This window comes from Alkalihalobacillus sp. TS-13 (assembly GCF_019720915.1).
Taxonomy (GTDB): domain Bacteria; phylum Bacillota; class Bacilli; order Bacillales; family Fictibacillaceae; genus Pseudalkalibacillus.
On record NZ_JAHKSI010000001.1, the window covers coordinates 958,822 to 984,378 of the forward strand.

The following is a 25,557-nucleotide window of genomic DNA, read 5'->3' on the forward strand; positions in this document are numbered from 1 at the left end:
CTTTGATAAAGCACCGATACAGATTCGGTGCTTTTCTTTGAGTTAATTAACAAATCCTGAACTTTTTAGAGGTACATTTTTATCTAATGCCTATACCAATGTGCTTATTGATAATGTTTTGGTTGAAAATAAATTAATTGAGTATCCACACCGGTTCTTTCCAAAACTTTTTAAAATAAATTTTTGTTTGATTCCTTTCTATACCCAACACTTTCTATAATCATAAATCAAGTCACAAAAAAAGATAAATCGTTTGTTTTACTGATTAAGATAGGGCTTCTAATAATCCCAGTTCTTTTGAACTTTGGAAGAAAAAAACAAACATAATTAGATGGATGAATGATTGGAAAAGGTACCAATCCATTTTTAGGTATGACAGGAAAATCATTGCTCATTAGGTTAATCATCGGAATTATACGAAATATTCATTGAAAACAACTATTTAAGTGTCACTGCGAGCCCGTTTTAATATTAAAAATTGATTTCGCTTTATGAACCAATTTTCTTTGGCAAAGGAAACAAAAGGGGCTGTCCTAAAAGAAAGGTGTCAGACACCTCCGACACAACATTTTAAATCAAAACCACGATTTTTCTCAAAATGTTGTTAAGTTCAGAGAGACTCAGACACTTTTGGGAGCTCCTTTAATCGTAAACTATTGACGTACTTCCAAAATGGAAGAGGCATGGATCACAAGTCCAAAGATAAAAGAAACTCTTGTAAAAATGTGAAAAGTACTGGGGCTTTTCCATCTCCGATCCAATTCACTTTTAACAATGCTAAATTACCATCTTTAAACCTTATTGTATGCACCTATAGAGAGGAATAAATGTTAGTAATATGTTAAATTTATAAATTTTGCAGGTCAAATAGACGTTCTAGTCGTATATAGGCATAAGGTTATTATTTTCGCCAATGGTAGAATTCGTAATAAGGGAGAGGAATAAATGAAGTTTAGGAATAAATATTTTTGGATATTTTTCCTAGGAGAAATAGTATTAGTTGTTATTATTGTCTTTATATCTATCTTCGCCGGGTACCATAAAAGTAATAAATCGTTGGAACAACAAGCGATACATCAATACGAAGCAATCACATTGCAACTGCATGAACGAATTAAATTAGAATTGGATAAAATCAAATCTGTCGCTAATGATATTGCTACCGATCGAGAAATGCTTGCCGATATCAATAATGTCCAAACAAACGATAGGCTTCAACAAATTTCCGGATACTTAGAAGGTATATCCAATAGCCAAGATAACATTTATAGCATTGAATTGTATCTCCCAAAACAGCAGACACTCATATCCAGTCAACATGGAGTATTGAAAAGCATACCATCAAAATCAGCCTCGTATTATCAAACGGTTGAGTCACTTCGTCAATCATTTTGGTCTGTAAAAGAATCTAATCCGGATGAACATTTAATGACTTATATTGCAACTGTTCCACAAGTGACTAATTTTCCACAAGCATATGTGTCAATACAAGTTAAAGAGAGTACTCTCCTGCCAATAATGAATTCTGTCTCAAAAGGATCCCTCAATAGCCAATATATAATCAATTCCTTCGGGAAAGTGATTTATAGTAATAATAGAGAATCAGTGGGAGACACTCTTCAGAAAGAAAATCTGAACATAGTCAAAGATACAAAACGGGGCTACCATTTCGATAATCAAAATAACAGGATGTTATTTATTAATCAAGATTCCTCCAACAGTTTTACAAATATATTGTCGATCAGTAAGTCTCAAATTTACCACAATACTAATTTTATACAGTATCTAATACTTATCGGCATTGTTCTCATCATATTGGGTGCTGGATCTTTTTATCTCAAATCAAGAGTGCAGTATCGTCCGATTGGGGAGCTGGAAGAAGAACTGAATAGTACAAAAACTACCAAGCCCTCTTCACTTGAGTTTAATGAATGGGGAGACATATTTGAAAGAATTATAAGGTTAAAGAGAGAAAACAATAGACTTCAAAAAATCCATGATCATGACTCTGTCAAATTGAAAGAAGTCTTTCTACTCGAAATGCTGACTGGGTCATATCAGACTTTGCCAATGGTGAATTTAATAAAATTATTCGACAAGTATCGAATTAAGCACCATTCTAAGACTCAGGTTATTGTGATTGAAACAATTGCAAAACAACCTGACAAACAAATTTTTCGTGAAGAAGATGATTCACTGAAAATGTTTTCTGTGAAAAACATCATTGAACATACACTAGAAAAGGAAATGATTGATGGACTTGTAATCAAAGCATTAAGTTCAAGATATTTTATTGTACTACCTCAATACCCGATCAACAAAAACAATAACGATATAAACATTCATACAGAGCAGTTAGCAAAAAAAATAGAACAATCGTTAGAGAGGTATATTATTGTTGAGGCAGCGATTGGAATCGGTAAACCTTGTAACTTTGATAAAGAACTATGGCAATCATATGGTGAAGCAATCAAAGCTAAAAATTATTTATTATTTACACAATCAAATGATGTACTAACCTATAAAACACTTAATACCTTTATACAATTACAATACCCAACTAAAATTGAAAATAAAATCATCAAAGTAATACAACAAGGTGATATCAAAAAATGTAGTGAATACTTTGATGAGTTTGCTGACTATGTTTCTAAACACTGTTATAGCATCTCAGCTTTCTATCATATTTACTATATGCTTCTGATAGCAATAATCCAGAACTTAGATGATAATCTTGACATCCATACTTTTTCATTAAAGTCTTTACCTGATATGCAATCGAATTTCGAAATTCGGAAATGGTTTAAACAAGATTTTTTTCCTTATGTCTTTGAAAAGATTGAAGAAACCACTCAAGGTAAAACTGAGATTGTTATCCAAAAGATAAAAAGATATCTAGGTGACCATGTAACGGAAGTCCACACCTTGAATTCTACTGCGGAGAGGTTTGGAATAAACCCTAGCTATTTAAGTAGATTGTTCAAGGAAGTCACTGGTGATACATTTGTAAATCACCTTAGTAATATAAAAATTAACAAATCTATTGATTATTTACTGAACACGGATTTATCCATATCCAAAATTGCAGAAGAAATTGGCTATTCTGAACGAACCTTTTCTAGGACATTTAAAAAAATTACAGGTCTTACACCAGCTCAATACCGGATAAAATATACGAATGACATTTTAAATGAACGTCTGGAAAAATAACCGTCAATTTTTGATACGGTTATTTTTTTTGGTAAAAATATGACGTTTCTTTTTCTGTTAATGTTTTGTAAATAGTAGCTTTACCATTCTTCTGTAATTTGGCAAAAAATTCTGTCTATTGCTCTCGTATTCTAAAAATCGATAGGGTTAGAAACAACAAAATAAAATGTGCAAGGGGAGGGATTTAATGGATCACGGTGAACATTCATCACTTCAGGGGACGGATACACTTGTCAAGTGGAGGCGTCAATTCCATAGATATCCTGAATTAGGATTTGAAGAGGTAGAAACGTCCAACCTTATAAGAGATGAATTATTAAAATTAGGTCTCAAAGAGGTTCGTACCGTCGCCAAAACTGGGATAGAGGCCATTATTCGAGGGAAAGAAAAGGGACCAACAGTTATGTTAAGAGCTGATATGGACGCTCTTCCTATTCAAGAGGAAACAAACACTACTTATTGTTCAACTGTTAACGAAAAAGCACATTTATGTGGCCATGATGCCCATATGGCAATGCTCTTAGGAGCGACAAAGATTTTGATGGATGAAGAGATTGAACATGGGAATATAAAAATCATTTTTCAACCTGCTGAAGAAGGATTAGCTGGAGCAAAGTCAATGATACGAGATCGAGTTCTACACAATCCTGATGTAAAGGCGATTATAGGATTACATGTCGATCCCTCTATGCCAACTGGTTTTGTTTCCGTTTGCCCTAATACCTGTACGGCATACTCAGAGCGTTTTGAACTTAAGGTTATAGGACAAAGTGGACATGCTGCACGCCCACACCTTACCGTGGATCCTATAGCAGTCAGTGGAGAAATTATTTCAGCATTACAACAGATTATTAGTCGAAAAGTAAATCCATTATCCTCGGCAGTGCTTACCATAGGGAAAATACAAGGAGGACATGCGAAAAATGCCATAGCATCAATTGTCAAAATAGAAGGAACAATTAGATCGCTCAGTAAGGAGGACAGAGAAATAATAATAAAATACATGGAACAAATTACTAAAGGAATTTGTGAAGGGTTCGGTGCAAATTTTGAACTTGAACTTATAGAAGGTTACCCTCCAGTGATTAACGATCCGAATCTAATACCACTTTTAGATAAGGTTTCGAAAGAGGTCTTAGGAGAAAATAAGATGTCAATTGTTGAACCTTCTATGGGAGCTGAAGATTTCGCTTATTACACCCAAAAAATACCAGGTTTGTTTTATCGACTTGGCACAAGTAACAGTGCAGAGACATCCTATCCGTTACACCACCCGAAGTTCAACATCGACGAGGATGCTCTACCATTAGGTGCAGCAACACTAGCGCAATGTGCGTTGAGCTATCTACAGTTGTTTACTATCACTAGACAAAACACTGTATTAATAAATCATTAACACTTATAGGGAGGGCTTAGAATGAATAGAAAAACAGTCGTTTTCAGCTTTACATTGATTTTAATGCTTATATTAAGCGGGTGTACTACAGTTGGTAATCAATCAGAAAATGGAAAATCTGCTGCTGATAAGAAGGAAGATCGAGAATTAATAATCGGCATACCAAATGATATCAAATCCTTTGATATTCATAATCATAACCAAGTTCTTACAGAGTCTGTACACATCAATATGTTCAATTACTTATTTAAACGGCAGACAGATACCAAGGTAGAGACGGAATTAGTAGACACTTACAAATTAATAGATGATGTTACGTGGGAGTTTAAATTAAAAGAGGGCATTACCTTCCATAATGGCGATCCTCTAACTGCTGATGACGTCGAATTCACGATAGAAAGAGTAGCTAAAGATGAAACATTAGCTGAACATTCAAACATGGAAGTAGTTAAGGATGTTAAAGTTGTTAATGAAACTACCTTCCAAATTATCACAGATAATCCTCAGCCTACATTAATCAATCTATTATCCCGAATCGGCTCAGGAATACTTCCGAAAAATTATATTGAGGAAAATGGTTGGGACCATTTTTTAAACAAACCTGTTGGTTCTGGCCCATTTAAATTTGTGGATTGGCGTCGTGATAATCAAATTGTATTTGAACCATATGATAAATATTATGAGGGTAAAAACGAAGAATGGGATAAGCTTGTGTTTCGCGTTATTCCAGAAACCTCAACTCGGATCAACGAATTATTGACTGGTGGGGTAGATATTATCACGGAAGTAACACCTAATGATATTGCCCGTATTAATGAAAATGAAGGGACCAAAGCGGTCTCTACACCATCACAAAGAGTTGCAATTCTAGCACTTCAACATCGTGAAGATTACCCGACTTCTGACCCCAAAGTTCGTGAAGCGATTGAATTGGCTATCAATAATGAAGTTTTAGTAGAACAAATTCTCAAAGGTGAAGCTGTACCGGTACGTACGAGGGTGACTCCTGGTAACTTTGGAGCGGATCCTTCCTTGTATGATTCCTATCTATATGATGTAGAACGATCAAAAGAACTTTTAGCTGAAGCAGGATATGGGGATGGATTAGAATTATCTTTGTCAATCCCGACTGGTTATTATTTGAAAGGTGACGAAATTTCTCAAGCCATAAAAGCGATGCTCTCAGAAGTAGGTATTACGTTAAACATCGAATTCTCAGAATATAGCAGATATATAGAATTGAGAAATAGTGGTGAATTTGGCGATATGTACTTTGGAGCTTATGGTAATTCCCTATTTGATGCTTCGATTGCCTTAGATATGTTTGCATCGGAAAACGGTGAAAAGAGAATAGGATACTCAAACCAGGAAGTGAAAGAACTTTTCAATAGTGCTTTAACAAATATGGATACAGAGGAACGTGAGAAACAATATCAAAAGATCCAACAAATCGTAGCCGAAGAACGCCCTTTTATCTATCTTTATCTTCAAAATGAGGCCTACGGGATAAGAGAAGGCATCGACTTTAAACCAAGAGTAGATAGTATGCTTTATACCCCAGACATTACAAGAAATTGAATTCGATTGGGGTGGCTGTAACAAGTTACCCCGTTAATCGTTTAACTTGAGGAAGTTCAAAAAGACCGGTCAAAATAGCTGGAGTTTCTTCGTTACTCGATCTCTCCGGTCCTCGAGACAATCGTGCCTTGGGCTCACAGGATCTGTGTAAGTTCAATGTTGTAAGAGGACGTTCTGTACTTAGATGTCGGCTCTTTTGATCCTCCTTTTTGAACACGCATTTAAAGGGGGAATAATTAATGAAATACTTCCTAAACCGTACTGCTCAAGTAATACCTGTATTATTAATCGTTTCATTTATTTTATTTTTTCTAGTGCATATATCTGGTGATCCAGTTGATATCATGCTTTCAGAAAATGCGACGGAAGAGGATAGGGAGACCTTACGTCAATCACTAGGTTTAGACAAACCATTTATCATTCAATATTTTATTTTCCTCACAAATATGATTACTGGCGATTTTGGTAAATCAATCATCTATGGGCAAGCTGCTTTACCTATAGTCTTAGAAAGAATACCAGCAACGTTCGAATTAATGCTTGCCTCTATTATTCTATCGACTACAATTGCAATTCCATTGGGTGTTTTATCTGCAGTGAAAAGAAATTCTCCTATTGATTTATTAATCAGCGGAATATCTATATTAGGCAAGGCTATGCCAAACTTTTGGGTCGGTTTGATGCTCATATTGTTATTTTCAGTAAATCTGAAGATATTTCCTGTCTCTGGAACGGGATCTGTTTTCCATCTTGTATTGCCTGCTATCACAATAGGGTCTGCTATGGCAGCTCAAATGACGCGACTTTTACGGTCCAATATGCTTGATGTATTAAATCAGGATTATATCAGAACTGCGAAAAGCAAAGGAGTAAAGAGATCATCAATTATATATATACATGCTTTAAGAAATTCCTTATTGCCCATTATCACGGTCATTGCATTACAAATCTCTACATTAGTTGGAGGAGCGCTTATTACTGAAACCATTTTTTCGTGGCCAGGGTTAGGTCAATTGACAATTGAAGCGATAAACGCTAGGGATATGGCAGTAGTACAAGCATGTGTTATCACAATCGCAGTTTTTGTAATTATTGTAAACCTGATTGCTGACCTCATTTATCGCTTTGTGGACCCTAGAATCAGATATTAGTGGAAGGATGAAAATATGGAAATACAAAAAGAAACCAGCACAGCTCCACTAACAGAACCCTCAAAAAAGAATAGCTCAACAAAGTATTCCATAATCAAGTGGATCAGACCCTTATTGAAAAGCAAAACCGGTATGTTAGGAATTAGTATAGTCGCGATTGTTTGTTTTACAGCTGTTTTTGCTCCCCTTCTTACCCCTTACAAGCCGGAAACGGTTGATTTTTCAGCAATCTCCACTCCGCCTTTTTGGATGGACGGGGGAAGCTTCAACCATATACTTGGGACAGACAATTTAGGTCGTGATTTGTTAAGCAGGATCATTTATGGAGCGCAGATTTCACTCTTAGTCGGAATAAGCTCAGTTGGTGTGGCCGGGGTGATCGGTGTCATCATTGGGCTGATATCTGGATATTATGGCGGTTTAGTAGACACCTTGCTAATGAGATTTGTTGACGCAAATATAGCAATTCCTTCGATTTTATTAGCATTAGTCGTTTTAGGTTTTATGTCTCCTACCATAACCACACTAATTATTGTGATTGGTGTATCAAGTTGGATTGGATACGCAAGGGTCGTACGAAGTGAGGTACTAAGTCTGAAAGAACGAGAATATGTTAAGGCTGCTAAATCAATCGGCGTTCGTAATGGTACGATAATGCGTAGGCACTTGCTGCCTAATGTATCATCTTCGGTTATCGTCATTGCCACAACAAGCGTAGCGACGACCATCATCACTGAGGCATCTCTCAGCTTTTTAGGGTTAGGTCCCAAAGCTGTCACCTGGGGAAAAATATTAAGTGACGGACGAGACTATCTTTCAACAAGCTGGTGGATTGCCACATTTCCAGGTATCGCCATAACAATCACTGTACTCGGTATTATTTTCTTAGGAGATTATTTACGGGATATACTCGATCCACGTATACAAGAATAGTTACTAGGAGGACAACATGGATAAAATGGAAAACCTTCTGCAAGTCAAAGAGTTGAAAACACATTTTATGACCATGAATGGCGTTGTGCCATCTGTAAATGGAGTCACTTTTAATATAAAAAAAGGGGAAAAAGTTGCACTTGTGGGCGAATCTGGATCAGGAAAAAGCGTCACATCCCTTTCAATAATGGGTCTCATTGAGGAACCAGGGAAGATAGTGGATGGGAGCATTATTTTCGATGAAAGAAGTTTATTAGACTTACGTGAAAAAGAAATGGAGAAAATTCGTGGGAATGATATAGCAATGATATTCCAAGAGCCTCTAACTTCTTTAAATCCCTTATTCCCTGTAGGTAAACAGATTCGTGAAAGTCTTCTTCTTCATCAAAAAATATCAAAGAAAGAAGCTAAGCAGAGAGCAATCGAACTCTTGAAAAAAGTTGGTATTCCCATGCCGGAACAGGTGTATTCGTCTTATCCCCATTCATTAAGCGGGGGTATGAGGCAAAGAGTCATGATCGCGATTGCATTATCTTGTGAACCTAAATTAATTATTGCGGACGAACCGACAACTGCGTTAGACGTTACGATTCAAGCTCAAATTTTAGAAATATTGAACGAGCTTTCTGAACTCGAAAATACAGCACTCTTAATCATCACCCATGATTTAGGAGTGGTTGCTGAAATAGCCGATCGAGTAATGGTGATGTACTGTGGTCAAATAGTAGAGGAAGCAGATGTTTTTTCAATCTTTGATTCACCGTTACATCCATATACCAAAGCATTATTAAAAAGCACTCCGCGTCTAAATGGACAAGAAACGCTAGCAACTATTGAAGGCAGGGTACCAAACCCTCTCCATATGCCAAAGGGATGTACATTTCATACGAGATGTCCCTATGCGATCGAAAAATGCTCATCGAATGTCCCAGCAAATCAAGAATTCCGACCAAATCATCATGTGCGTTGTTGGTTAGCTGATGAGGAAGAAGGTGGGATCAAAATTGGTTGACAATAATGAATATATTCTTGAAATAAAAGGTTTGAAAAAATACTATAAGGTACCAAACTCCACAACAAAAGCTTACTTAAAAGCTGTAGATGGGATCGACCTTAAGGTTCGTACCGGAGAAACCTTGGGAATTGTAGGGGAATCGGGGTGTGGTAAATCTACTCTTGGAAATCTCATCGTTAAATTAATAGAGCCGACACAGGGAGAGATAATTTCGAGCGGTATTAATCTGAATGACTTAAAACCTAAACAGCTCAGAAATAAACGTAGGGAAATGCAAATCATTTTCCAAGACCCGTACTCTTCGTTAAACCCTAGAATGAGGATATTTGACATTATAGCTGAACCATTGGTAACTCATAAACTCGCACGCGGATCAGCATTAAAAGAGCGAGTTATTGAACTTATGGAAGTAGTAGGTTTAGACGCTGATTATCTTACTCGATATCCCCATGAATTCAGTGGGGGACAAAGGCAACGCATAGGTATTGCAAGAGCTCTGGCGTTGAATCCAAAAGTTATTGTTTGTGACGAACCAGTTTCTGCATTAGATGTATCCATTCAAGCACAAATTTTGAATCTATTGATCAAATTGCAAAAGCAATTTGATTTAACACTTATCTTTATTGCGCATGGAATACAAGCAGTAAACTATATCAGCGATCAAATTGCTGTGATGTATCTTGGGAGGATCGTAGAGATAGCTGGTAAGGAACAAATCATGAATCACCCAAAGCACCCCTACACAGAACTTTTACTTTCATCCGTTCCGATATCCCATCCAAAATATCGTAACGAGAAAGTGAAAACTGTAATAAATAGAGAAAGTCCCAGCCCGGTGAACCTGCCAAGTGGATGTCGTTTCCATACTCGTTGCCCTTATGCTGATGAAAAATGTAAAAAAGAAGATCCAAACTTAGTAGAAACGAATGATGGACATTTTGTGGCCTGCCATTATCCAATTATTAAGGAGAATAGATAATAAATGCAACAAACTAATCATTTAGAAACGCTCATTCATCTGTATGAAGGTCCATTTCTTTTAAATAATAAGAAAGGAAACATCTCCTCAAAGGTTCCTTTTGATATTAAAAAGGGCAGTGTTCCAATTCTTCTTTCAATGCCGCATTCGGTTGTTCATTTAAGAAATCATAAACTAAAAGAAGCCGATGATTATACCGGATCAATAGGTTTGATCGTACAGAGTTTAACGAATTGCTATTCCCTCTATTCCACAAGATTGTCAGAAGAAGATCCTAACTATGTAAAAGATGGATTGTACAAAAAGGAATTAGTACAACTAATTAAAAGGCACAATATAGCCGCAGTAATTGATATTCACGGTGCTTCATTAAAACGTGAATTTGACATCGATTTAGGGACGCTCCATGGTAAGTCTATTAAACATGCTTATGTAGAAAACATCAGAGAGATTTTTAATAGGAATAACATTAAGGATGTTAGAGAAAATGACACTTTCCCTGCAACACACACGGGGACAATTACGTCATATGTTTATACCTATACTGGTATTCCGTGTATTCAAATTGAAATAAACGGGAAATACCGAAACCCACTTGCTGATATGGAAAACATTCGTTCTATTATTCATTCACTAGTTGATATTGTAGACTATCTGTCAGTGGAGATAGTGGTATGAATAGCCAATATGGGGTAAGTGCGGCACATCCGCTTGCCGTAGACTCTGGAATGGCTGTTCTTGAAAAAGGCGGGAATGCTGTTGATGCTGCGATAGCTGTTTCTTTTGTTTTAGCTGTTGTAGAGCCTTATGCCTCGGGAATAGGTGGAGGCGGTACCATGCTCATTTGTCCTCATGATTCCAATAAGCCAATTTCTTTTGATTATCGTGAAATGGCACCTTTATCTGGGTGGATGGCACCAGAGAAAATTGGTGTTCCTGGTTTTGTGAAGGGAATGGAAAAAATATTCCAAGAATATGGTACGCTGGATTGGTCATACTTATTATCTTTTGCTGTAGATTATGCTGAGCAGGGATTTCCGGTATCTCCACAGTTATATCAACAATTGAACCAGGCCGTACATTTACCAATTGATAAATTAGACCATTTTTACTTTATGAGAAAACCAGTTTCAATAGGTAAACGAGTTGTTCAAGTTGAGCTATCAAAAACGTTAAAAAAAATTCAAGAACAGGGTTCTAAAGCTTTTTATACAGGAGAAATTGCACAGAAGATATGTGACTTGGCATGTGGTATCGAATTAGGAGATTTACAAAAATATACTGTAATTAAAAGAGATGCAGTTTACGGTAATTTTGCCGATTACAAAGTATGGTCTTCTCCACCCCCACTATCAGGGATCATGCTTATTCACACGTTAAAGGTAGCAGAGTCTTTATATATCAGCAAATATAATGATGATGATATAGAATTTATTGATGTTTTGGGTAAAATTATAAACCATTGTGACATCGAACGGAAAAAATACTTAGGTGATCCAGCATTTATTAAAATTTCCCAAGATGATCTGTTAAGTGAGAAATACATCCAACAATTAATGGATAAAATTAATAGTTTAAACCTAAACAAAAAAATGAGTTTATGCCAAGACCATAACAATACCACCCATTTCAGTTTAGTAGATAAAGAGGGAACTATGGTCTCAACAACTAATACAATCAGTGAATATTTTGGTTCGGGCTTATACATTGATGGTTTCTTTCTTAATAATCAGCTTCGAAATTTTAGCGATGAGCCTAATTCCCCTAATGGACCGTTTCCTGGTAAGAGGCCGATCAGTACAATTTCCCCTACGATTTTAACTAAAGACGATAATCCAGTATTAGCGATTGGCGCATCTGGTGGCGGGAGAATCCCTACAATGCTCACAAAAATCATAATCCGAATAATCGAAAACAACCAAAATATACAAGATGCTGTTTCAGCTCCTCGCTTTTTTGTTGATAACAATACCATTTATTTAGAAGAACCTATTACTCCCGCAAAAGAAGAAGAATTGAAAAATAAAGGATACCAAGTCAAAGTCTATCAAAATCATATGTATTATGCAGGAGTCCATGCCATCTTAAGGGATTTTCAAGGGAATTTATCCGGTGCGGCAGATCCAAGACGTGGCGGTAAAGTAGAAGTTAATAATATACATCAAAGTAATTCATGAAATATTTGGAATCCTTTTTAATCATGTATAGGAAAGTATTCATAACGAAGGAGGAAACGTGTAATGAAGAGTAAAATGATATTCCGTTTACTAGGAATTACCCTTATATGCATTTCTTTTTCGCTATCAGGATTATCCCAGTCTGTAGCATGGGCGTCCAGTTCGGCAATTGCTACCGGGGAATCAACAGTCGATGGTCGTCCAGTGGCATGGAAAAATCGAGATCATTGGTCAACAGCAGATGGTTGGAAGGTGTTTCCTTACTATTATCAAGCAGACGGCGATTCTTTCGGAGACGGGGATCGTTATACCTCCCTTCATAATTACATGGGTGTCACCGCCAAAGGATCATCCGGATTGGACGTGCATACTGGTAAGCAAATCCCTTGGGTTGGAACCAATGATAAAGGCTTGGGATTAGTTCAGGTTGCCGGTCACACGTTAACCTCAAGTTTCGCGGAAGACAATGGATACCCCGTATCCCAGGATCTCGAAAATGGAATGAGTGGTGGTTTCTTGAATCACGTCATCCTTTCTCGAGCAGAGCATATTGATGAAGTAGAACAAATTTTAAGGGATACCAATGACGGTGGTGGATTTAATAGTAGTTATGCGAGGAACACTTCCACGATTATAAGTGTTTTTGATCGATGGGGAAATGCTGCTACATTTGAGATTGATGGAAATAGTTTTACCCGAGATAATGTGACAAAAGAATATGTTAAAGATAAGAATGGACATTTTAGTACTTTACACACCGATGAAAAGGATCAAGGAAATCCTTCGGATGGGGCTTATAGCGGTTATGATTGGCGAAATAACTTTTCAAAGGTTGATTGGATAAAGCCGAATGGTTTCCCTTATTTCGTAGATGACCAGACTACGGAAGTAGATTCCAATGGAGAGATTGTCAACAGCGGTTCGACTTCAGATGGTATTCATGATTGGGAATATTCTTCTAGTGCTATTAAGCGTTATCCTAGAGCCGGGATTCGAATGGATGACCCGCATATAAAAGACTATCGTTATTTTATACACAAGGATGTTGGTTCTTACGCATTAGGGGATAAATACGATATTGAAACGTTATCAAAAAATATTGGCATTCTTCCCGGAGGTGAAAAACCAAACGGGTGGCATTTAAACCGGTTCGTGTCAACTTTCGGTACAGTTATTGTAGGTTCAAAGCCCGGGGACCCTTATGAAGGGAAACTAACCACAATGTGGGTATCACTTGGTGAGCCTTCTGTCGGTTTGTTCGTACCTCTTTTTCCATACTCTGGTGAGGTACCATCAGAATTAACTACAATGTACTCAGCGATTAATGATAAAAGACATCAGGTCTATGATTATACAGACGATAACTCTTGTGGTTACAGCTGTGGACGAAATGTAGATCATTCTATTGATACACACGCGTTGACAGGTGAATATTACGGCGAGTCCGGGATCATGCAGTATACCTTTGATATCGATAACTGGGCTTTTGATCAATATGATCAATTCATAGCTGATCTTCGTGACGGTACGAGATCGTTGACAGAATTAAAGCAAGATATGATTAATTGGCAGAAAAAGATAGCTCAACAAGCAAAGGAATACTATGTAAATGAGACAAGTATCTTTCCGGCTATTGAGGATGCTTATGTCAATTCAAACAACCCTGATAGGAACTATGATGATTTTCTGAGTGTTCGACAGGATGATCGAATATCTTATTTGAAATTCAACTTGGAAGGAATTACCGGAAAGCGAATTCAATCTGTAAAGCTTCGTCTCACTGAGAGTACAAATGGAATGGCTGGAGACACGAACTTACAAGTATCAAAAACGATAGATCCATGGGATGAAACAACCGTCACCTGGAATACAAAACCTTCAACTGATGGTATGGTATATGGAACCTATAAAGGTGGACAGCTTAATGAAAATGAGGTTATCGATATCCCACTAGATCCGTCCTTCATCGAAGGAGACGGTATATATGAGATTGCACTAACCGGTACTTCAGGTTCAGTAGACGATGAGTTCTCAATGAGAGATACATTGGATGGCGCAAAGATTATTGTCGACTTCGGTGATTTAAATGACATTATATTGGATAACAAAGATGCAACACTATCATCAGAGTGGCTGACTTCAACAACAGAACCGGATTATTATGGACACAACTATTTGTACCGTTCCACAAATGGGACAGAGAAGAAAGTAGTCTGGACTCCGTACATTACGAATCCGGGTAACTATGAAATTTATTATTGGCTTCCAGATGGCACAACTAATCGAGCACCTGACGCACCATTTACGATTAATTATTCAGGAGGATCCGTCACTATTAATGTGGACCAAACTGTTTCTGGAGGGGAATGGGTCCAGTTAGGAACAGGCGTTTACCCATTTGATTCGGGTATGCACGGAAGTTTGGAGCTTAGCAGCACAGCCAGTAATGGTAATTATGTAATAGCTGATGCAGTCCGTTTTGTAAAAGTTCCCTAATTTTTCTTAATTCTTATAGAATCCTGTCTTTTATGTTGTGGGTTCTACGAAGCTTGTTTTGAGGCTATGATTTCCCGTTCGATTTCTTCTATTTGTTCCTCACGTTTGGTTTCTAACTAAGGGAAACTATTAAAATACAAATTTTAATGGATTTAGGTTAGTAAATTATTAAATATAGATAATACACAAAACTCTATTAAAGATCGGGGGGCGGTGAATCCCATTAGGGATATTCTACCGCCACTTACTTTCTCTATAATTTACCTTCCTTGAAGTATTCTTTGTCACGTGTCTGACTACGAAAAACAGAGTTGTTGGCGTTCATCGTTGTCATGTAGGATTAATCAATGCCAACATTGTTCAATCCCAGGGAAGTATTCAAAAGTGCAATCCTGAATAACAGTGCAGCTATCATCCTTTGTCACCAGCATCCCTCTCAAGATACAAATCCATCCTGAGAAGATATCGAGGTGACAAAACGGTTTGTCGAGACTGGACAAATGATGGGAATTGAGGTTCTGAACCATCTGATTGTCAATGCAAAGGCTGGGTTTACCAGCTTAAAAGAAAAAGGTTATGTATGATTTTTGGAAGGAGCTCGTCTCCTTCCTTTTTTAATTTCATTTTTCCTAAAGCAGAATATTAAAATAATTCAAAAAATATTGACTTCTATTAAAGTGTCTTGTATAGTGTACTAAATTAATTCAGTATACAAAATTTCAGTTCGACATACAGAACTGAAGAAGGGGTGATTTCAAAGTGTGGGAAGATGAAAAAATGGTTTTTCAGTTAATGAAAGAAAAGCTTTATGCTGCGGTGATCTGTGATACACTTGATGATTTAGATTTCAGGAACCAGGCGATGAGAGAAGACATTCGGCCGCTGGAAAATGACACAGTATTAGTGGGGAAAGCAAAAACAGTTTTGGCTGCGGATGTTTATCATGAATATCAAAACCCTTATGAGCAGGAAATTAACGCAATCGATAGCATTAAAGAAGATGAAGTCGTGGTAGCCGGGACAAATCATTCCGTGCGCAATGGGCTGTGGGGCGAATTACTCTCTACCGCTTCTAAAATGAGAGGAGCGAGAGGAGCGGTTATCGACGGCCTTATCAGAGACACGAAAAAGATTCTTGAACTCGGATTTCCTGTCTATTGTACTGGTTTTAAACCGGTCGATTCAAAAGGCAGAGGAGTTGTGATCGATTATGATTGTCCGGTTGAGGTAGGAGGCGTGTTGGTTCATCCGAATGATGTCATTTTCGGAGATAGAGATGGTGTCGTAGTAATTCCTAAAGCAGTATTTCAAGAAACAGTGGAAAGAGCTTTAGATAAAGTGAACAGTGAAAACCAGACAAGAAACGAGTTGCTTGAAGGAAAACTGTTGAAAGACGTATATGACAAATATGGGGTTTTATAAAAGGAGAATAGAAATGTCAACCTACAAGGTGCCCGCACTAGAAAAAACGATAGCGATACTGGATCTACTCGAAAAATCACCTGAAGGACTGACAGCTACAGAATTTTATACGAAACTAAATCTTCCTAAAACCTCAGTGTTTTCTATTCTTAGTGTTCTTGTAGAACATGAATTTGTAAAAAAGAATTCAAACGGAAAGTATATACTCGGTGTGAAACTCTTTCATCTAGGAATGTCGTATTTAGATAATCTGGATTTAGTGAAAGTAAGTAGACCTTATCTACAACAGTTAATGAGAGATACAGGCTATACCATCCATTTAGGTGTAATGGATAAGAATGAGGTCGTCTATGTGGATAAAGTGGAACCGAACACATTTGTACAATTTTCTACTTATCCTGGTAAACGTATTGAATTTCATATCTGTGGGATAGGCAAAGCGATAGCAGCTTTCTATGATCAGAAAAGTTTGGATGAGCTTCTCTCTAATGAATTGAAGACATATACCCCAACCACAATTACTGAACCTAAACGGTTACTCGAAGAATTTGATTCGGTTAGAAAAATCGGGTATGCGTTGGAGGATGAAGAAGGTGAACCAGGAGTCAGATGTATAGGCGTCCCTATATTCGGAAATGACGGCAGTGTAATTGCAGGCATAAGTTTAACAGCATTGACTGTACATTTATCTGACAAGTTTGTTGATGATGTTGCTCTTCAAGTAATTAATACCGGAAAAAAGATATCAAAGGCGTTCGGTGGGAGTTACCAGCTAAAATAATTATTAAGGTAGGGGAAAACAATGAAACAGAAGGTTTTCATTTTATTACTGTCTGTTTTGATGATTGGTGTCGTATCGGGCTGTAGCAGTAATGGTTCTTCGGGTAATGACGATAATAGCGGAACACAATCCATTGAGCTCTGGCATTATTTTGAAGGGAACTTGAAAGACGTACTTGAAGAGAATATCACGAAGTATAACGAAGCTCAGGACAAGGTAGAAGTAAAAGCTACTTTCGTACCTTATGGAGAGTTTAAAAACCAGCTTATGATTTCAGGAACGAATCAAGCATCTCCAGATCTGGTCATCAGTGGGATCAATGAAGTTCAGCTTTTTGCCAAGTCTGGGGTACTTGAAGATATGACAAAAATGGTAGAAGAGTGGGAATTCAAGGATCAAATTACGAAAGATATCATGGCGATTCATAAAATGGATGGAAGTGTCTATGGGCTTCCCATCAAAACAAATGCTATTGTGTTATTTTATAACAAAGACATGATTTCGGAACCCCCGACAACCTGGGAGGATTTGAAGCAAGTAGCTGCTGAAGCAAGTAATGGAAAACAGAATGGGTTCTTAGCCTCAGCTCATAATTCTCAGCAGGGTACAGCTTCTTGGTATCCATTCTTATTGTCAGCTGGGGAAGATATAGCGACTATTGGTAGTGATGGCGGAGTGGCTGCAATGCAACTATGGAAAGACATGCTAGATGATGGGTCAATGTCTTCTGAAGCTGTCAATAAAACAATTATGGACGCACAGGTCGACTTTCAGAATGGGAATACAGCCATGACGCTTACTGGGCCATGGTTTATTCCAGAGTTAGAAAAAAATGCGCCAGACCTGAACTGGGGAGTCGCAGAAATCCCAAAAGATGAGAAACATGTATCACTTGTAGGTGGAGAGAGTATTTCCATGGGTGTTGGAGCCAATAAAGAAGCGGCATGGGATTTCATCAGCTGGTTTTTAGAACCGGAAAATCACTTTGAATACGCCAAAGCTACGGGTGACTTTCCGGCTTTAGAAGATGCATTCAATGAGCCATATTTCCAAGAGGACCCGGTGAAAAAAGTTTTCGTTAAAGTAATCAAGTCATCATCTGGTTATGGCTGGGGTGAAAATCAAGGTGACTATAATCAGATTGTCTATACCGCAATGCAAAAAGCCCTTACAGGTGAATCTACTGTAGAAGATGCGATGGAGGAAGCACAGGAAAAAGTGGATAACCTCAATAAATAAAACATATGACGAAGCATTTAGGACCTCAGCCAGATGCTTCGTCATACATAAGGGGGTAGATTTCAAGTGAAACGAATATTTGAGAATTATAGTTTTGTTTTACCAGCAATCTTATTTTTAATGATTTTTTTACTATACCCTTTTGCCTTTAATGTGTTTTTAAGCTTTCGAGATATTAATATTGGTAACCTTATTAATGGCTCTAGTCCATTTATTGGAATTGAAAACTATAAAACGATTCTGACCGATCCATTATTTTATAAGTCGTTGTCGCAGACGGTCATTTTTACGTTTTTTACCTTAGTAGTATCTACAACAATTGGTTTTTTACTTGCCAGTTACTTTAACAAGACATTCCCTGGAAACAAATGGATGCGATCGATTATGCTGTTAGGCTGGATGACTCCTATCATTATCACTGGTACGATTTTCAAATGGATGCTTGATGGAAAATATGGAGTCTTCAACCATATATTAGTTAACTTGGGGATCATCGATTCGCCGATTAATTGGTTGTCCGACATAGATACCGCACTATTCGCAGTAACCATGACCAACATCTGGTTGAGTATCCCTTTCAGTATGATTATATTGCTATCTGGTTTGCAGGGGATTCCTACTTATGTTTATGAACCTGCTACGATTGACGGTGCGAGTAGATGGCAAAAGTTTAGATATATCACATTACCTTTAATGAAGCCAACCATTTCAATATTGTTGATTTTAGGTTTGATATACACTTTTAAGGTATTTGATGTGATATATATCATGACAGCCGGCGGACCTGCTGATGCGACCAAAGTAGTGTCGTACCTGGCCTATGATTTATCATTCAATTTATTCCGCTTCGGCGAAGGAGCGGCCCTTTCCAATATCGCTCTTTTCCTTATCGCATTATTTGCGATTGTTTATGTACGAAAAGTGCAAAAGGAGAGTGTAATAGATTGAGGAAAAAATGGATCCTTTCTTTATTAGGTTTACTCATCGTCATTGTCTATTTGTTTCCGATTTACTGGATGGTTGTTACTTCTTTGAAACCCACTTCAGAGATATTCAGCGATGTTAATATCATCCCGACTCAAATCACCTTAGAATCCTATCAAACGATACTGACACAAAATTATCCGTTCCTTACTTATATGAAAAACAGTTTGATCATAAGCATTGGGGTTACCATTGGGAATTTGTTATTAGGAGCACCCGCTGCATATGCGTTGGCGAGAAGGAAGATTACTGGAGCCTTATGGATGATCATCTTTATTTTAGTCGTCCAAATGTTCCCGAGTAACATGCTCGCTCTTCCGCTCTATACGATTTTTTCTAAGCTGGGCTTAATCAATTCTTTGTTCGGAGTCATTCTTGCCGACATGACTCTGACTTTACCGTTTGTCATTTTGATTTTAAGAACGTCCTATTTAAATATACCTTTAGAATTAGAGGATGCTGCTTCAATCGATGGATGTAGCAAATGGAGAGCTTTCTATTCTATCATTCTACCGTTAGTGAGGCCGGGTCTGTTAACGTGTGCAGCATTCAGTTTCATATTATCGTGGGGCGAATTTCTATATGCACTCACATTCTTGAAACAGAATGAAATGTGGACCATTACATTAGGAATGAGACAGTTCGTCGGTCAATTCGGTACAAACTGGGGAAGTATGATGGCACTATCAGTTCTGTCATCATTACCAATCATTATCATCTTCATGGCCACGCAAAAGTATATTGCAGGAGGGTTATCATCCGGAGCAATTAAATAATTTCCGAAACGAAGGAGGTCAATTATGAAGTCCTTAAAAATAGGGATTGCTGGCCTTGGCATCTCTGGAACAGGTACTAGTCGCGGAACACAAATTTATAGGGAATTTATTAAATTTCCTGAGGTAACTGTTACTGCAGTCATGGATCCTAATCCAGATGCATTAGAACAATTCATGAGCCAATATGATGTTGAGTATGCAGTTGATACGTATGAAGAATTATTAACAAAAGACATCGATGTCGTTTTTATTTCTTCACCGATGCAATTTCATGCTTCTCAGGCCATCCAGGCCTTGAAAAAGAATATTCATGTTCTTTCCGAAGTAACAGCCGCACAAACCTTACAAGAATGCCAAGAGTTATTAATCGCTGTAGAAGAAAGTGAAGCACAATATATGATGGCTGAAAATTATTGTTTCATCAGGGATAATATCGCTATTAAAAACATGGTAAAAGCAGGGCTTTTTGGCGAGATATATTTTGCCGAAGGCGAGTACATCCATAGTGTCCGGGAACTTCACTATCACGAGGGACAACCGACATGGAGGAAAGAACATCAAGTTGGAAAAAGAGGAATGACATACGGCACCCATTGTCTCGGACCAATTCTGGATTGGTTTGATGAACCGATCGATCAAATGAATTGTGTGGGGACCGGCATTCATACTTATAAGGAATATCAAACAGATGATACCACATTGCTTGAATGTAAACTGAAATCTGGGAAACTACTTAAACTCCGTTTGGATATGGTTTCGAAACGACCACACAATATGGCTTATTATTCATTGCAAGGGACAAAAGGCTGTTACGAAGGACCAAAGCATAAAGGGGATTTTCATAAAGTATGGCTGGAAGATTACTGTAAAGACACCGAAGAATGGATGAATTTAACGGAATTTTATGAAAAGTATCTACCTGAGGAAATGGTTCACTTGCCTGAAAAAGCCAAAAGTTCATTTCACTGGGGGGCCGATTATTTTATGATAAAAAGTTTCATTAAATCCATTGTAGATGGTATACCTGTTCCGATTGATATCCATAAATCTCTTGCAATGACTATCCCTGGCATCATCTCTGAGAAATCGATTGAAGACGGCGGCAACTTCAAAAAAGTTCCTGAATTACGTAAACAAATCGAGGAATTGAAATGAGACTTAAAGGCAAGCGTGCATTAGTGACAGGAGGAGCAAGCGGGATTGGGAAAGCTATTGTCGCTAAGTTCTTAACGGAAGGTGCCTTGGTTCTAATAGTGGATAAAAATAAAGGTGAGTTGGAAAAGACTTGTGATGAATTCAAGAAAACAGGACATCCCTGTAAAGGTATCGTGACGGACTTACGTGACCGTGGACAACTAGACGTATTGGTAGAACACGCCTGGTCTTGTTGGGATGGTGTAGATGTTTTAGTGAACAATGCTGGCATTGCCGTAAGAGAGCCATTTCTGGATATTGAAGCTGATCGATGGGATGAAATCTTGGCTATCAATTTGAGTGCTATCTTCTATTTAACCCAGAAGATCACAAAAAAAATGATAGAACATGTTGTGAAAGGCTCCATTGTTAATATGGCTTCTAAAAATGGGATCGCCGGCAGTTCAGCATTAGCGCATTATAACACTTCAAAGGGCGGTATCATTCTTTTGACGGAATCGATTGCTGTTGAGTTAGCGGGAAAAGGGATTAGAGTAAATGCGTTGGCACCAGGTTTTATTGAAACCCCATTGGACCAAAAGCTGAAACAAGCGGATGACTCATTAAGTTTGACAGAAAGAACTCCGATGCAGCGATTGGGGACTGCAGAAGAAGTAGCGAATTGTGCTTTGTTCTTAGCTTCTGACGAGGCTTCCTATGTAACCGGGTCTACCCTTGTAGTCGATGGGGGTCACCTAGCAAACGCCAGTGAGTTATAAGTCACTTGCTATTAACCGTATCCAAAGGATAGTGATGATATGCCAAAACTTAAAAGTGAAAAGTATTTTAATGATCCTGATTTTTGGGGATTCATCCATCGATCATTTACGAAATCAATGGGATATACAGATCAGGATTTGAAGAAGCCATTGATCGGGATTTGTAATACATTCAGTGAGTTGAATAAATGTCATTCTCATTTTAATGAACTTGTAGAATATGTGAAAAGGGGAGTTTGGCAGGCAGGAGGTTTGCCGATGGTGTTTCCTACTATTTCCCTCGGTGAACCTTATATAAAGCCAACAAGTATGCTTCTTCGAAATTTAATGGCAATGGATACTGAAGAAATGATGAAAGCCCATCCAATTGATGGTGTGGTCTTGCTAGGAGGATGTGACAAAACGATTCCAGCTCAATTAATGGCTGCCGCTAGTGTCAATATTCCTGCTATTATTTTGTCAGGAGGCCCTATGCTTAATGGAAAATATAAAGGGGAAGACATCGGGGCTTGCACCGATTGCTATCGTTTTAATCTTGAACATAAAGCAGGGAATATATCGAATGAGGAAATTTCAGAAATTGAAAATTCCATGTGCCGTAGTGAAGGGCATTGTATGGTAATGGGAACTGCAAGCACGATGGCTTCGATTGCTGAAGCGATAGGAATGAGTCTTCCTGGGTGTGCGGCTATTCCAGCACCTGATGTAAGACGAAAGCATATGGCAGAAAAAACAGGGATGCAGATAATGGAGGTGGTAAAAAAACAAATTCTTCCCCGTGACATCATGACGGAAGAAGCGATTCATAATGCTATTAAAGTTACGATGGCAAGTGGAGGATCTACCAATGCTTTAATCCATTTGGTGGCGATTGCCGGGCGATTAGGAATGAAATTGTCGATGCGAACCTTTGATGAAATTAGTTCATCCACCCCATTCTTACTAAATCTGAAGCCTTCTGGAGCGTATTTGATGGAAGAATATTTTGAGGCTGGAGGAGTCTCCGCCTTGATGAAGGAAATGGAATCTTTGTTAAACAGTAATTGCCTGACTGTGACCGGAAAATCTGTAAGAGAGAATTTACGGAACGTGGAAGTGTTGGATCGACGAGTTATTTTTCAAATGGTTCGTCCTCTAAATAGAGAAGGAGGCATCGCTGTCCTCCAGGGAAATCTTGCACCAAATGGGGCTCTTATAAAGCAATCGGCAGTTTCAGAGCATTTAAAGGAACATGTCGGAAAAGCAGTTGTATTTAACTCAGTAGATGATATGAAACACCGGATTGATGATCCAGATTTGGAAGTTGATTCAGAAAGTATTTTAATTTTAAAGAATGTAGGACCTAAAGGAGGTCCCGGAATGCCTGAAGTGGGACAAATACCAATCCCTAAAAAGTTATTGCAGCAAGGAGTCAGGGATATGGTTCGAATTTCTGATGGAAGAATCAGCGGAACTTCATACGGTACCCTTATTGTTCACTTATCACCCGAGGCAGCAGTAGGAGGTCCGTTGGCAATAGTCAAGGACGGTGATGAAATCCGGTTCAGTTTGAAGCATAAAAAGCTGGAACTATTAGTTGAGGAAAAGGAAATAGAGGATAGATTAGCCCAATGGAGTGAACCAAAACCACATTATGACCGGGGCTACGGACTACTATTTCAGAAAACTGTCCTCCAGGCAGATAAAGGATGCGATTTTGATTTCTTACTTCCACCAGAACTAAGAGATTCAACGGATTAGGAAGGTGCTGATGAAACGTGATTTTTGACAGTCATACCCATCTCTTCGGACCTGGGCAAGTAGGCGGACCAACCCTTAGGGCGTTGAAAAGAGCTTGGGGTCCTGATTTCGAAATGGTCGCCGATTACGAGGATCATCAAAAGAATATTGAAGAATTTTCTGGATCGATTGTATTAGCCTTCGATGCACCAGCGACAGGGATCGTTGTCCCTAATGACTATGTTGCGGATTATTGCAGCCAGGATTCTTATCGTCTGTTTGGATTTGCCAGTATCGATCCGAATAAGGAAAATGCTGCGAGATTATTGGAAGAATCAATTAGAGAACTTGGACTCAGGGGACTGAAGCTCGGGCCGATTTATCAGAACTTTTATCCAGATGATAGAAAACACTATGAATTATATAAAAAAGCCTCAGAATTGAACGTTCCAATCTTGTGGCATCAGGGAACTTCATTTGTTCCTGAAGGGTACCTGGATGCATCACGACCTGCCGCTTTAGATCCTATTGCAAGAGAATTCCCGAATTTAAAGATGATTATTGCACATATGGGACATCCATGGGTCGATGAATGTATATCTGTGGTTAGAAAAAATCCTTATGTGTACATGGATTTATCAGCTCTATTCCCAAGACCATGGCAATTTTATAATGCGATGGTTTCGGCTCTCGAATATGGAGTTACCGATAAAATCCTATTTGGTTCAGATTATCCATTTTTTACAACGAAACAAACAATTGAAGGGCTTCAAAATGTAAATAGTTTAGTAGAAGGAACCAACATGCCAAAAATTCCAGATGAGATTATCCATTCTATTATTCACAGGAATACGCCCGAAATCCTTAACTTAGTATGATCAAGGAGAGAGAGATGTTTTTAGTTCATGAACATGTACTCGGAGATATAATATCGGATTTAGGGGAAGGACCATCGTGGGATGATAAGGAGAGTGTACTTTACTGGGTTGATATTACCGGTAAACAAATCCATAGATGGTTATCTTTTAATAATAAGGTACAAAGTTTAACAACCACTCAATTTGTAAGTACCGTTGTACCTACAAATGATGGTAGATTATTATGCACTTTGCAAAATGGCTTTTACCTTTTGAAATGGGAAGAGCAGTCCTGGGAGCATATAGGTAATCCAGAATCCCGTATCGGAGGTAATTGCTTCAACGATGGGAAGTGTGATCCGCAGGGAAGATTTTGGGGAGGTTCAATGGATTTAAATGGTTTCCCTCGAAAAGGTGCCTTATATACAGTTGATAGGGATAAAAAGATCAGAACCGTCTTGGAAGGTGTAAGTTGTTCAAACGGTATAACTTGGAGTCCAGATGAAAAATACATGTATTTCATTGATACACCAACAAGGAAAGTAGTAGCATATGATTTTTCAATTACAAAGGGTACGATTTCTAATCCTAGAGATATAATTTATATTCCAGAAACACAGGGTTTCCCGGATGGTATGACTTCTGATGAAGAAGGTATGATTTGGATAGCTCATTGGGGAGGCTATCGGGTCTCACGCTGGAACCCTTACAACGGAATATGCTTGGAAGTAATTCATCTACCAGTTGAAAAAGTAACGTCCTGTGAATTTGGTGGAAACAATAATGATGAATTATTTATCACAACTGCAAGAGAAGGGCTTACTTCCGTTCAACATGAGAAACAACCTTTAGCAGGTCGTTTATTCCGTGTAAAGGTTGGAATTAAAGGTTGTAAAACTTATCGATTTGAAAATAAAAAGATATAAAGAAA

At 38.0% G+C, this 25,557-nt stretch carries 20 protein-coding genes and 1 pseudogene; all 21 read left to right on the forward strand.

Going from position 1 to position 25,557, the window contains the following annotated elements; all coding sequences use genetic code 11:
- Nucleotides 1-945 precede the first annotated feature (945 nt).
- Entirely contained in the window at nucleotides 946-3,210 is a 2,265-nt protein-coding gene (locus KOL94_RS04695; protein WP_221564552.1) for a helix-turn-helix domain-containing protein, read from the forward strand.
- Between the two features lie 187 nt (nucleotides 3,211-3,397).
- The gene (locus KOL94_RS04700; RefSeq protein WP_260412199.1) at nucleotides 3,398-4,606 is read left to right on the forward strand and encodes a M20 metallopeptidase family protein; all 1,209 of its coding nucleotides are present in this window, start codon (nucleotides 3,398-3,400) and stop codon (nucleotides 4,604-4,606) included.
- 21 nt (nucleotides 4,607-4,627) lie between these two features.
- On the forward strand, nucleotides 4,628-6,184 hold the full coding sequence (locus tag KOL94_RS04705; RefSeq protein ID WP_221564556.1) for an ABC transporter substrate-binding protein: 1,557 nt from the start codon (nucleotides 4,628-4,630) through the stop codon (nucleotides 6,182-6,184).
- 239 nt (nucleotides 6,185-6,423) lie between these two features.
- The gene (locus KOL94_RS04710) at nucleotides 6,424-7,335 is read left to right on the forward strand and encodes an ABC transporter permease (RefSeq protein WP_221564558.1); all 912 of its coding nucleotides are present in this window, start codon (nucleotides 6,424-6,426) and stop codon (nucleotides 7,333-7,335) included.
- Between the two features lie 15 nt (nucleotides 7,336-7,350).
- On the forward strand, nucleotides 7,351-8,268 hold the full coding sequence (locus KOL94_RS04715) for an ABC transporter permease (RefSeq protein ID WP_221564560.1): 918 nt from the start codon (nucleotides 7,351-7,353) through the stop codon (nucleotides 8,266-8,268).
- A gap of 16 nt (nucleotides 8,269-8,284) precedes the next feature.
- Nucleotides 8,285-9,280, forward strand: a complete 996-nt coding sequence (locus KOL94_RS04720; RefSeq protein WP_311775102.1) for an ABC transporter ATP-binding protein — start codon at nucleotides 8,285-8,287, stop codon at nucleotides 9,278-9,280.
- Complete coding sequence (locus tag KOL94_RS04725; RefSeq protein ID WP_221564562.1) at nucleotides 9,249-10,262, forward strand: ABC transporter ATP-binding protein; 1,014 nt, start codon at nucleotides 9,249-9,251, stop codon at nucleotides 10,260-10,262. Before KOL94_RS04720 ends, KOL94_RS04725 begins: the two co-directional genes overlap by 32 nt.
- Before the next feature lie 3 nt (nucleotides 10,263-10,265).
- Complete coding sequence (locus KOL94_RS04730; RefSeq protein WP_221564564.1) at nucleotides 10,266-10,940, forward strand: N-formylglutamate amidohydrolase; 675 nt, start codon at nucleotides 10,266-10,268, stop codon at nucleotides 10,938-10,940.
- Nucleotides 10,937-12,439 (forward strand): gamma-glutamyltransferase, encoded by a 1,503-nt coding sequence (gene ggt, locus KOL94_RS04735; protein WP_221564566.1) that lies wholly within the window; start codon nucleotides 10,937-10,939, stop codon nucleotides 12,437-12,439. The genes KOL94_RS04730 and ggt overlap by 4 nt, the downstream gene beginning before the upstream one ends.
- 63 nt (nucleotides 12,440-12,502) lie before the next feature.
- A complete protein-coding gene (locus KOL94_RS04740; protein WP_221564568.1) occupies nucleotides 12,503-14,935 on the forward strand; it encodes a golvesin C-terminal-like domain-containing protein in 2,433 nt (810 codons plus the stop codon).
- 347 nt (nucleotides 14,936-15,282) lie between these two features.
- Nucleotides 15,283-15,519: pseudogene (locus KOL94_RS04745) on the forward strand (JAB domain-containing protein).
- 193 nt (nucleotides 15,520-15,712) lie between these two features.
- A complete protein-coding gene (locus KOL94_RS04750) occupies nucleotides 15,713-16,357 on the forward strand; it encodes an RraA family protein (RefSeq protein ID WP_221564570.1) in 645 nt (214 codons plus the stop codon).
- Between the two features lie 13 nt (nucleotides 16,358-16,370).
- Entirely contained in the window at nucleotides 16,371-17,138 is a 768-nt protein-coding gene (locus KOL94_RS04755; protein WP_221564572.1) for an IclR family transcriptional regulator, read from the forward strand.
- Nucleotides 17,139-17,159: 21 nt separating this feature from the next.
- Nucleotides 17,160-18,377 (forward strand): ABC transporter substrate-binding protein, encoded by a 1,218-nt coding sequence (locus tag KOL94_RS04760; RefSeq protein ID WP_221564574.1) that lies wholly within the window; start codon nucleotides 17,160-17,162, stop codon nucleotides 18,375-18,377.
- Between the two features lie 66 nt (nucleotides 18,378-18,443).
- Nucleotides 18,444-19,325 (forward strand): carbohydrate ABC transporter permease, encoded by an 882-nt coding sequence (locus tag KOL94_RS04765; RefSeq protein WP_221564576.1) that lies wholly within the window; start codon nucleotides 18,444-18,446, stop codon nucleotides 19,323-19,325.
- On the forward strand, nucleotides 19,322-20,137 hold the full coding sequence (locus KOL94_RS04770; RefSeq protein ID WP_221564578.1) for a carbohydrate ABC transporter permease: 816 nt from the start codon (nucleotides 19,322-19,324) through the stop codon (nucleotides 20,135-20,137). Before KOL94_RS04765 ends, KOL94_RS04770 begins: the two co-directional genes overlap by 4 nt.
- Nucleotides 20,138-20,161: 24 nt before the next feature.
- Complete coding sequence (locus tag KOL94_RS04775; RefSeq protein WP_221564579.1) at nucleotides 20,162-21,292, forward strand: Gfo/Idh/MocA family protein; 1,131 nt, start codon at nucleotides 20,162-20,164, stop codon at nucleotides 21,290-21,292.
- The gene (locus KOL94_RS04780) at nucleotides 21,289-22,050 is read left to right on the forward strand and encodes an SDR family NAD(P)-dependent oxidoreductase (protein ID WP_221564580.1); all 762 of its coding nucleotides are present in this window, start codon (nucleotides 21,289-21,291) and stop codon (nucleotides 22,048-22,050) included. Before KOL94_RS04775 ends, KOL94_RS04780 begins: the two co-directional genes overlap by 4 nt.
- A 39-nt stretch (nucleotides 22,051-22,089) precedes the next feature.
- Nucleotides 22,090-23,790, forward strand: coding sequence for an IlvD/Edd family dehydratase (locus KOL94_RS04785; RefSeq protein WP_221564581.1), 1,701 nt, complete (start codon nucleotides 22,090-22,092; stop codon nucleotides 23,788-23,790).
- Nucleotides 23,791-23,807: 17 nt separating this feature from the next.
- Nucleotides 23,808-24,647: an amidohydrolase family protein gene (locus KOL94_RS04790; protein ID WP_221564582.1), complete on the forward strand. Its 840-nt coding sequence runs from the start codon at nucleotides 23,808-23,810 to the stop codon at nucleotides 24,645-24,647.
- Nucleotides 24,648-24,661: 14 nt separating this feature from the next.
- A complete protein-coding gene (locus tag KOL94_RS04795) occupies nucleotides 24,662-25,552 on the forward strand; it encodes an SMP-30/gluconolactonase/LRE family protein (protein ID WP_221564583.1) in 891 nt (296 codons plus the stop codon).
- Nucleotides 25,553-25,557: the final 5 nt, after the last annotated feature.

Coding starts and splice junctions, on each gene's coding strand:
- KOL94_RS04740 (WP_221564568.1), top strand. CDS start 12,503: ATGAAGAGTAAAATGATATTCCGTTTACTAGGAATTACCCTTATATGC.
- KOL94_RS04730 (WP_221564564.1), top strand. CDS start 10,266: ATGCAACAAACTAATCATTTAGAAACGCTCATTCATCTGTATGAAGGT.
- ggt (WP_221564566.1), top strand. CDS start 10,937: ATGAATAGCCAATATGGGGTAAGTGCGGCACATCCGCTTGCCGTAGAC.
- KOL94_RS04715 (WP_221564560.1), top strand. CDS start 7,351: ATGGAAATACAAAAAGAAACCAGCACAGCTCCACTAACAGAACCCTCA.
- KOL94_RS04755 (WP_221564572.1), top strand. CDS start 16,371: ATGTCAACCTACAAGGTGCCCGCACTAGAAAAAACGATAGCGATACTG.
- KOL94_RS04795 (WP_221564583.1), top strand. CDS start 24,662: ATGTTTTTAGTTCATGAACATGTACTCGGAGATATAATATCGGATTTA.
- KOL94_RS04700 (WP_260412199.1), top strand. CDS start 3,398: ATGGATCACGGTGAACATTCATCACTTCAGGGGACGGATACACTTGTC.
- KOL94_RS04725 (WP_221564562.1), top strand. CDS start 9,249: ATGAGGAAGAAGGTGGGATCAAAATTGGTTGACAATAATGAATATATT.
- KOL94_RS04780 (WP_221564580.1), top strand. CDS start 21,289: ATGAGACTTAAAGGCAAGCGTGCATTAGTGACAGGAGGAGCAAGCGGG.
- KOL94_RS04775 (WP_221564579.1), top strand. CDS start 20,162: ATGAAGTCCTTAAAAATAGGGATTGCTGGCCTTGGCATCTCTGGAACA.
- KOL94_RS04785 (WP_221564581.1), top strand. CDS start 22,090: ATGCCAAAACTTAAAAGTGAAAAGTATTTTAATGATCCTGATTTTTGG.
- KOL94_RS04705 (WP_221564556.1), top strand. CDS start 4,628: ATGAATAGAAAAACAGTCGTTTTCAGCTTTACATTGATTTTAATGCTT.
- KOL94_RS04720 (WP_311775102.1), top strand. CDS start 8,285: ATGGATAAAATGGAAAACCTTCTGCAAGTCAAAGAGTTGAAAACACAT.
- KOL94_RS04710 (WP_221564558.1), top strand. CDS start 6,424: ATGAAATACTTCCTAAACCGTACTGCTCAAGTAATACCTGTATTATTA.
- KOL94_RS04760 (WP_221564574.1), top strand. CDS start 17,160: ATGAAACAGAAGGTTTTCATTTTATTACTGTCTGTTTTGATGATTGGT.
- KOL94_RS04750 (WP_221564570.1), top strand. CDS start 15,713: ATGGTTTTTCAGTTAATGAAAGAAAAGCTTTATGCTGCGGTGATCTGT.
- KOL94_RS04695 (WP_221564552.1), top strand. CDS start 946: ATGAAGTTTAGGAATAAATATTTTTGGATATTTTTCCTAGGAGAAATA.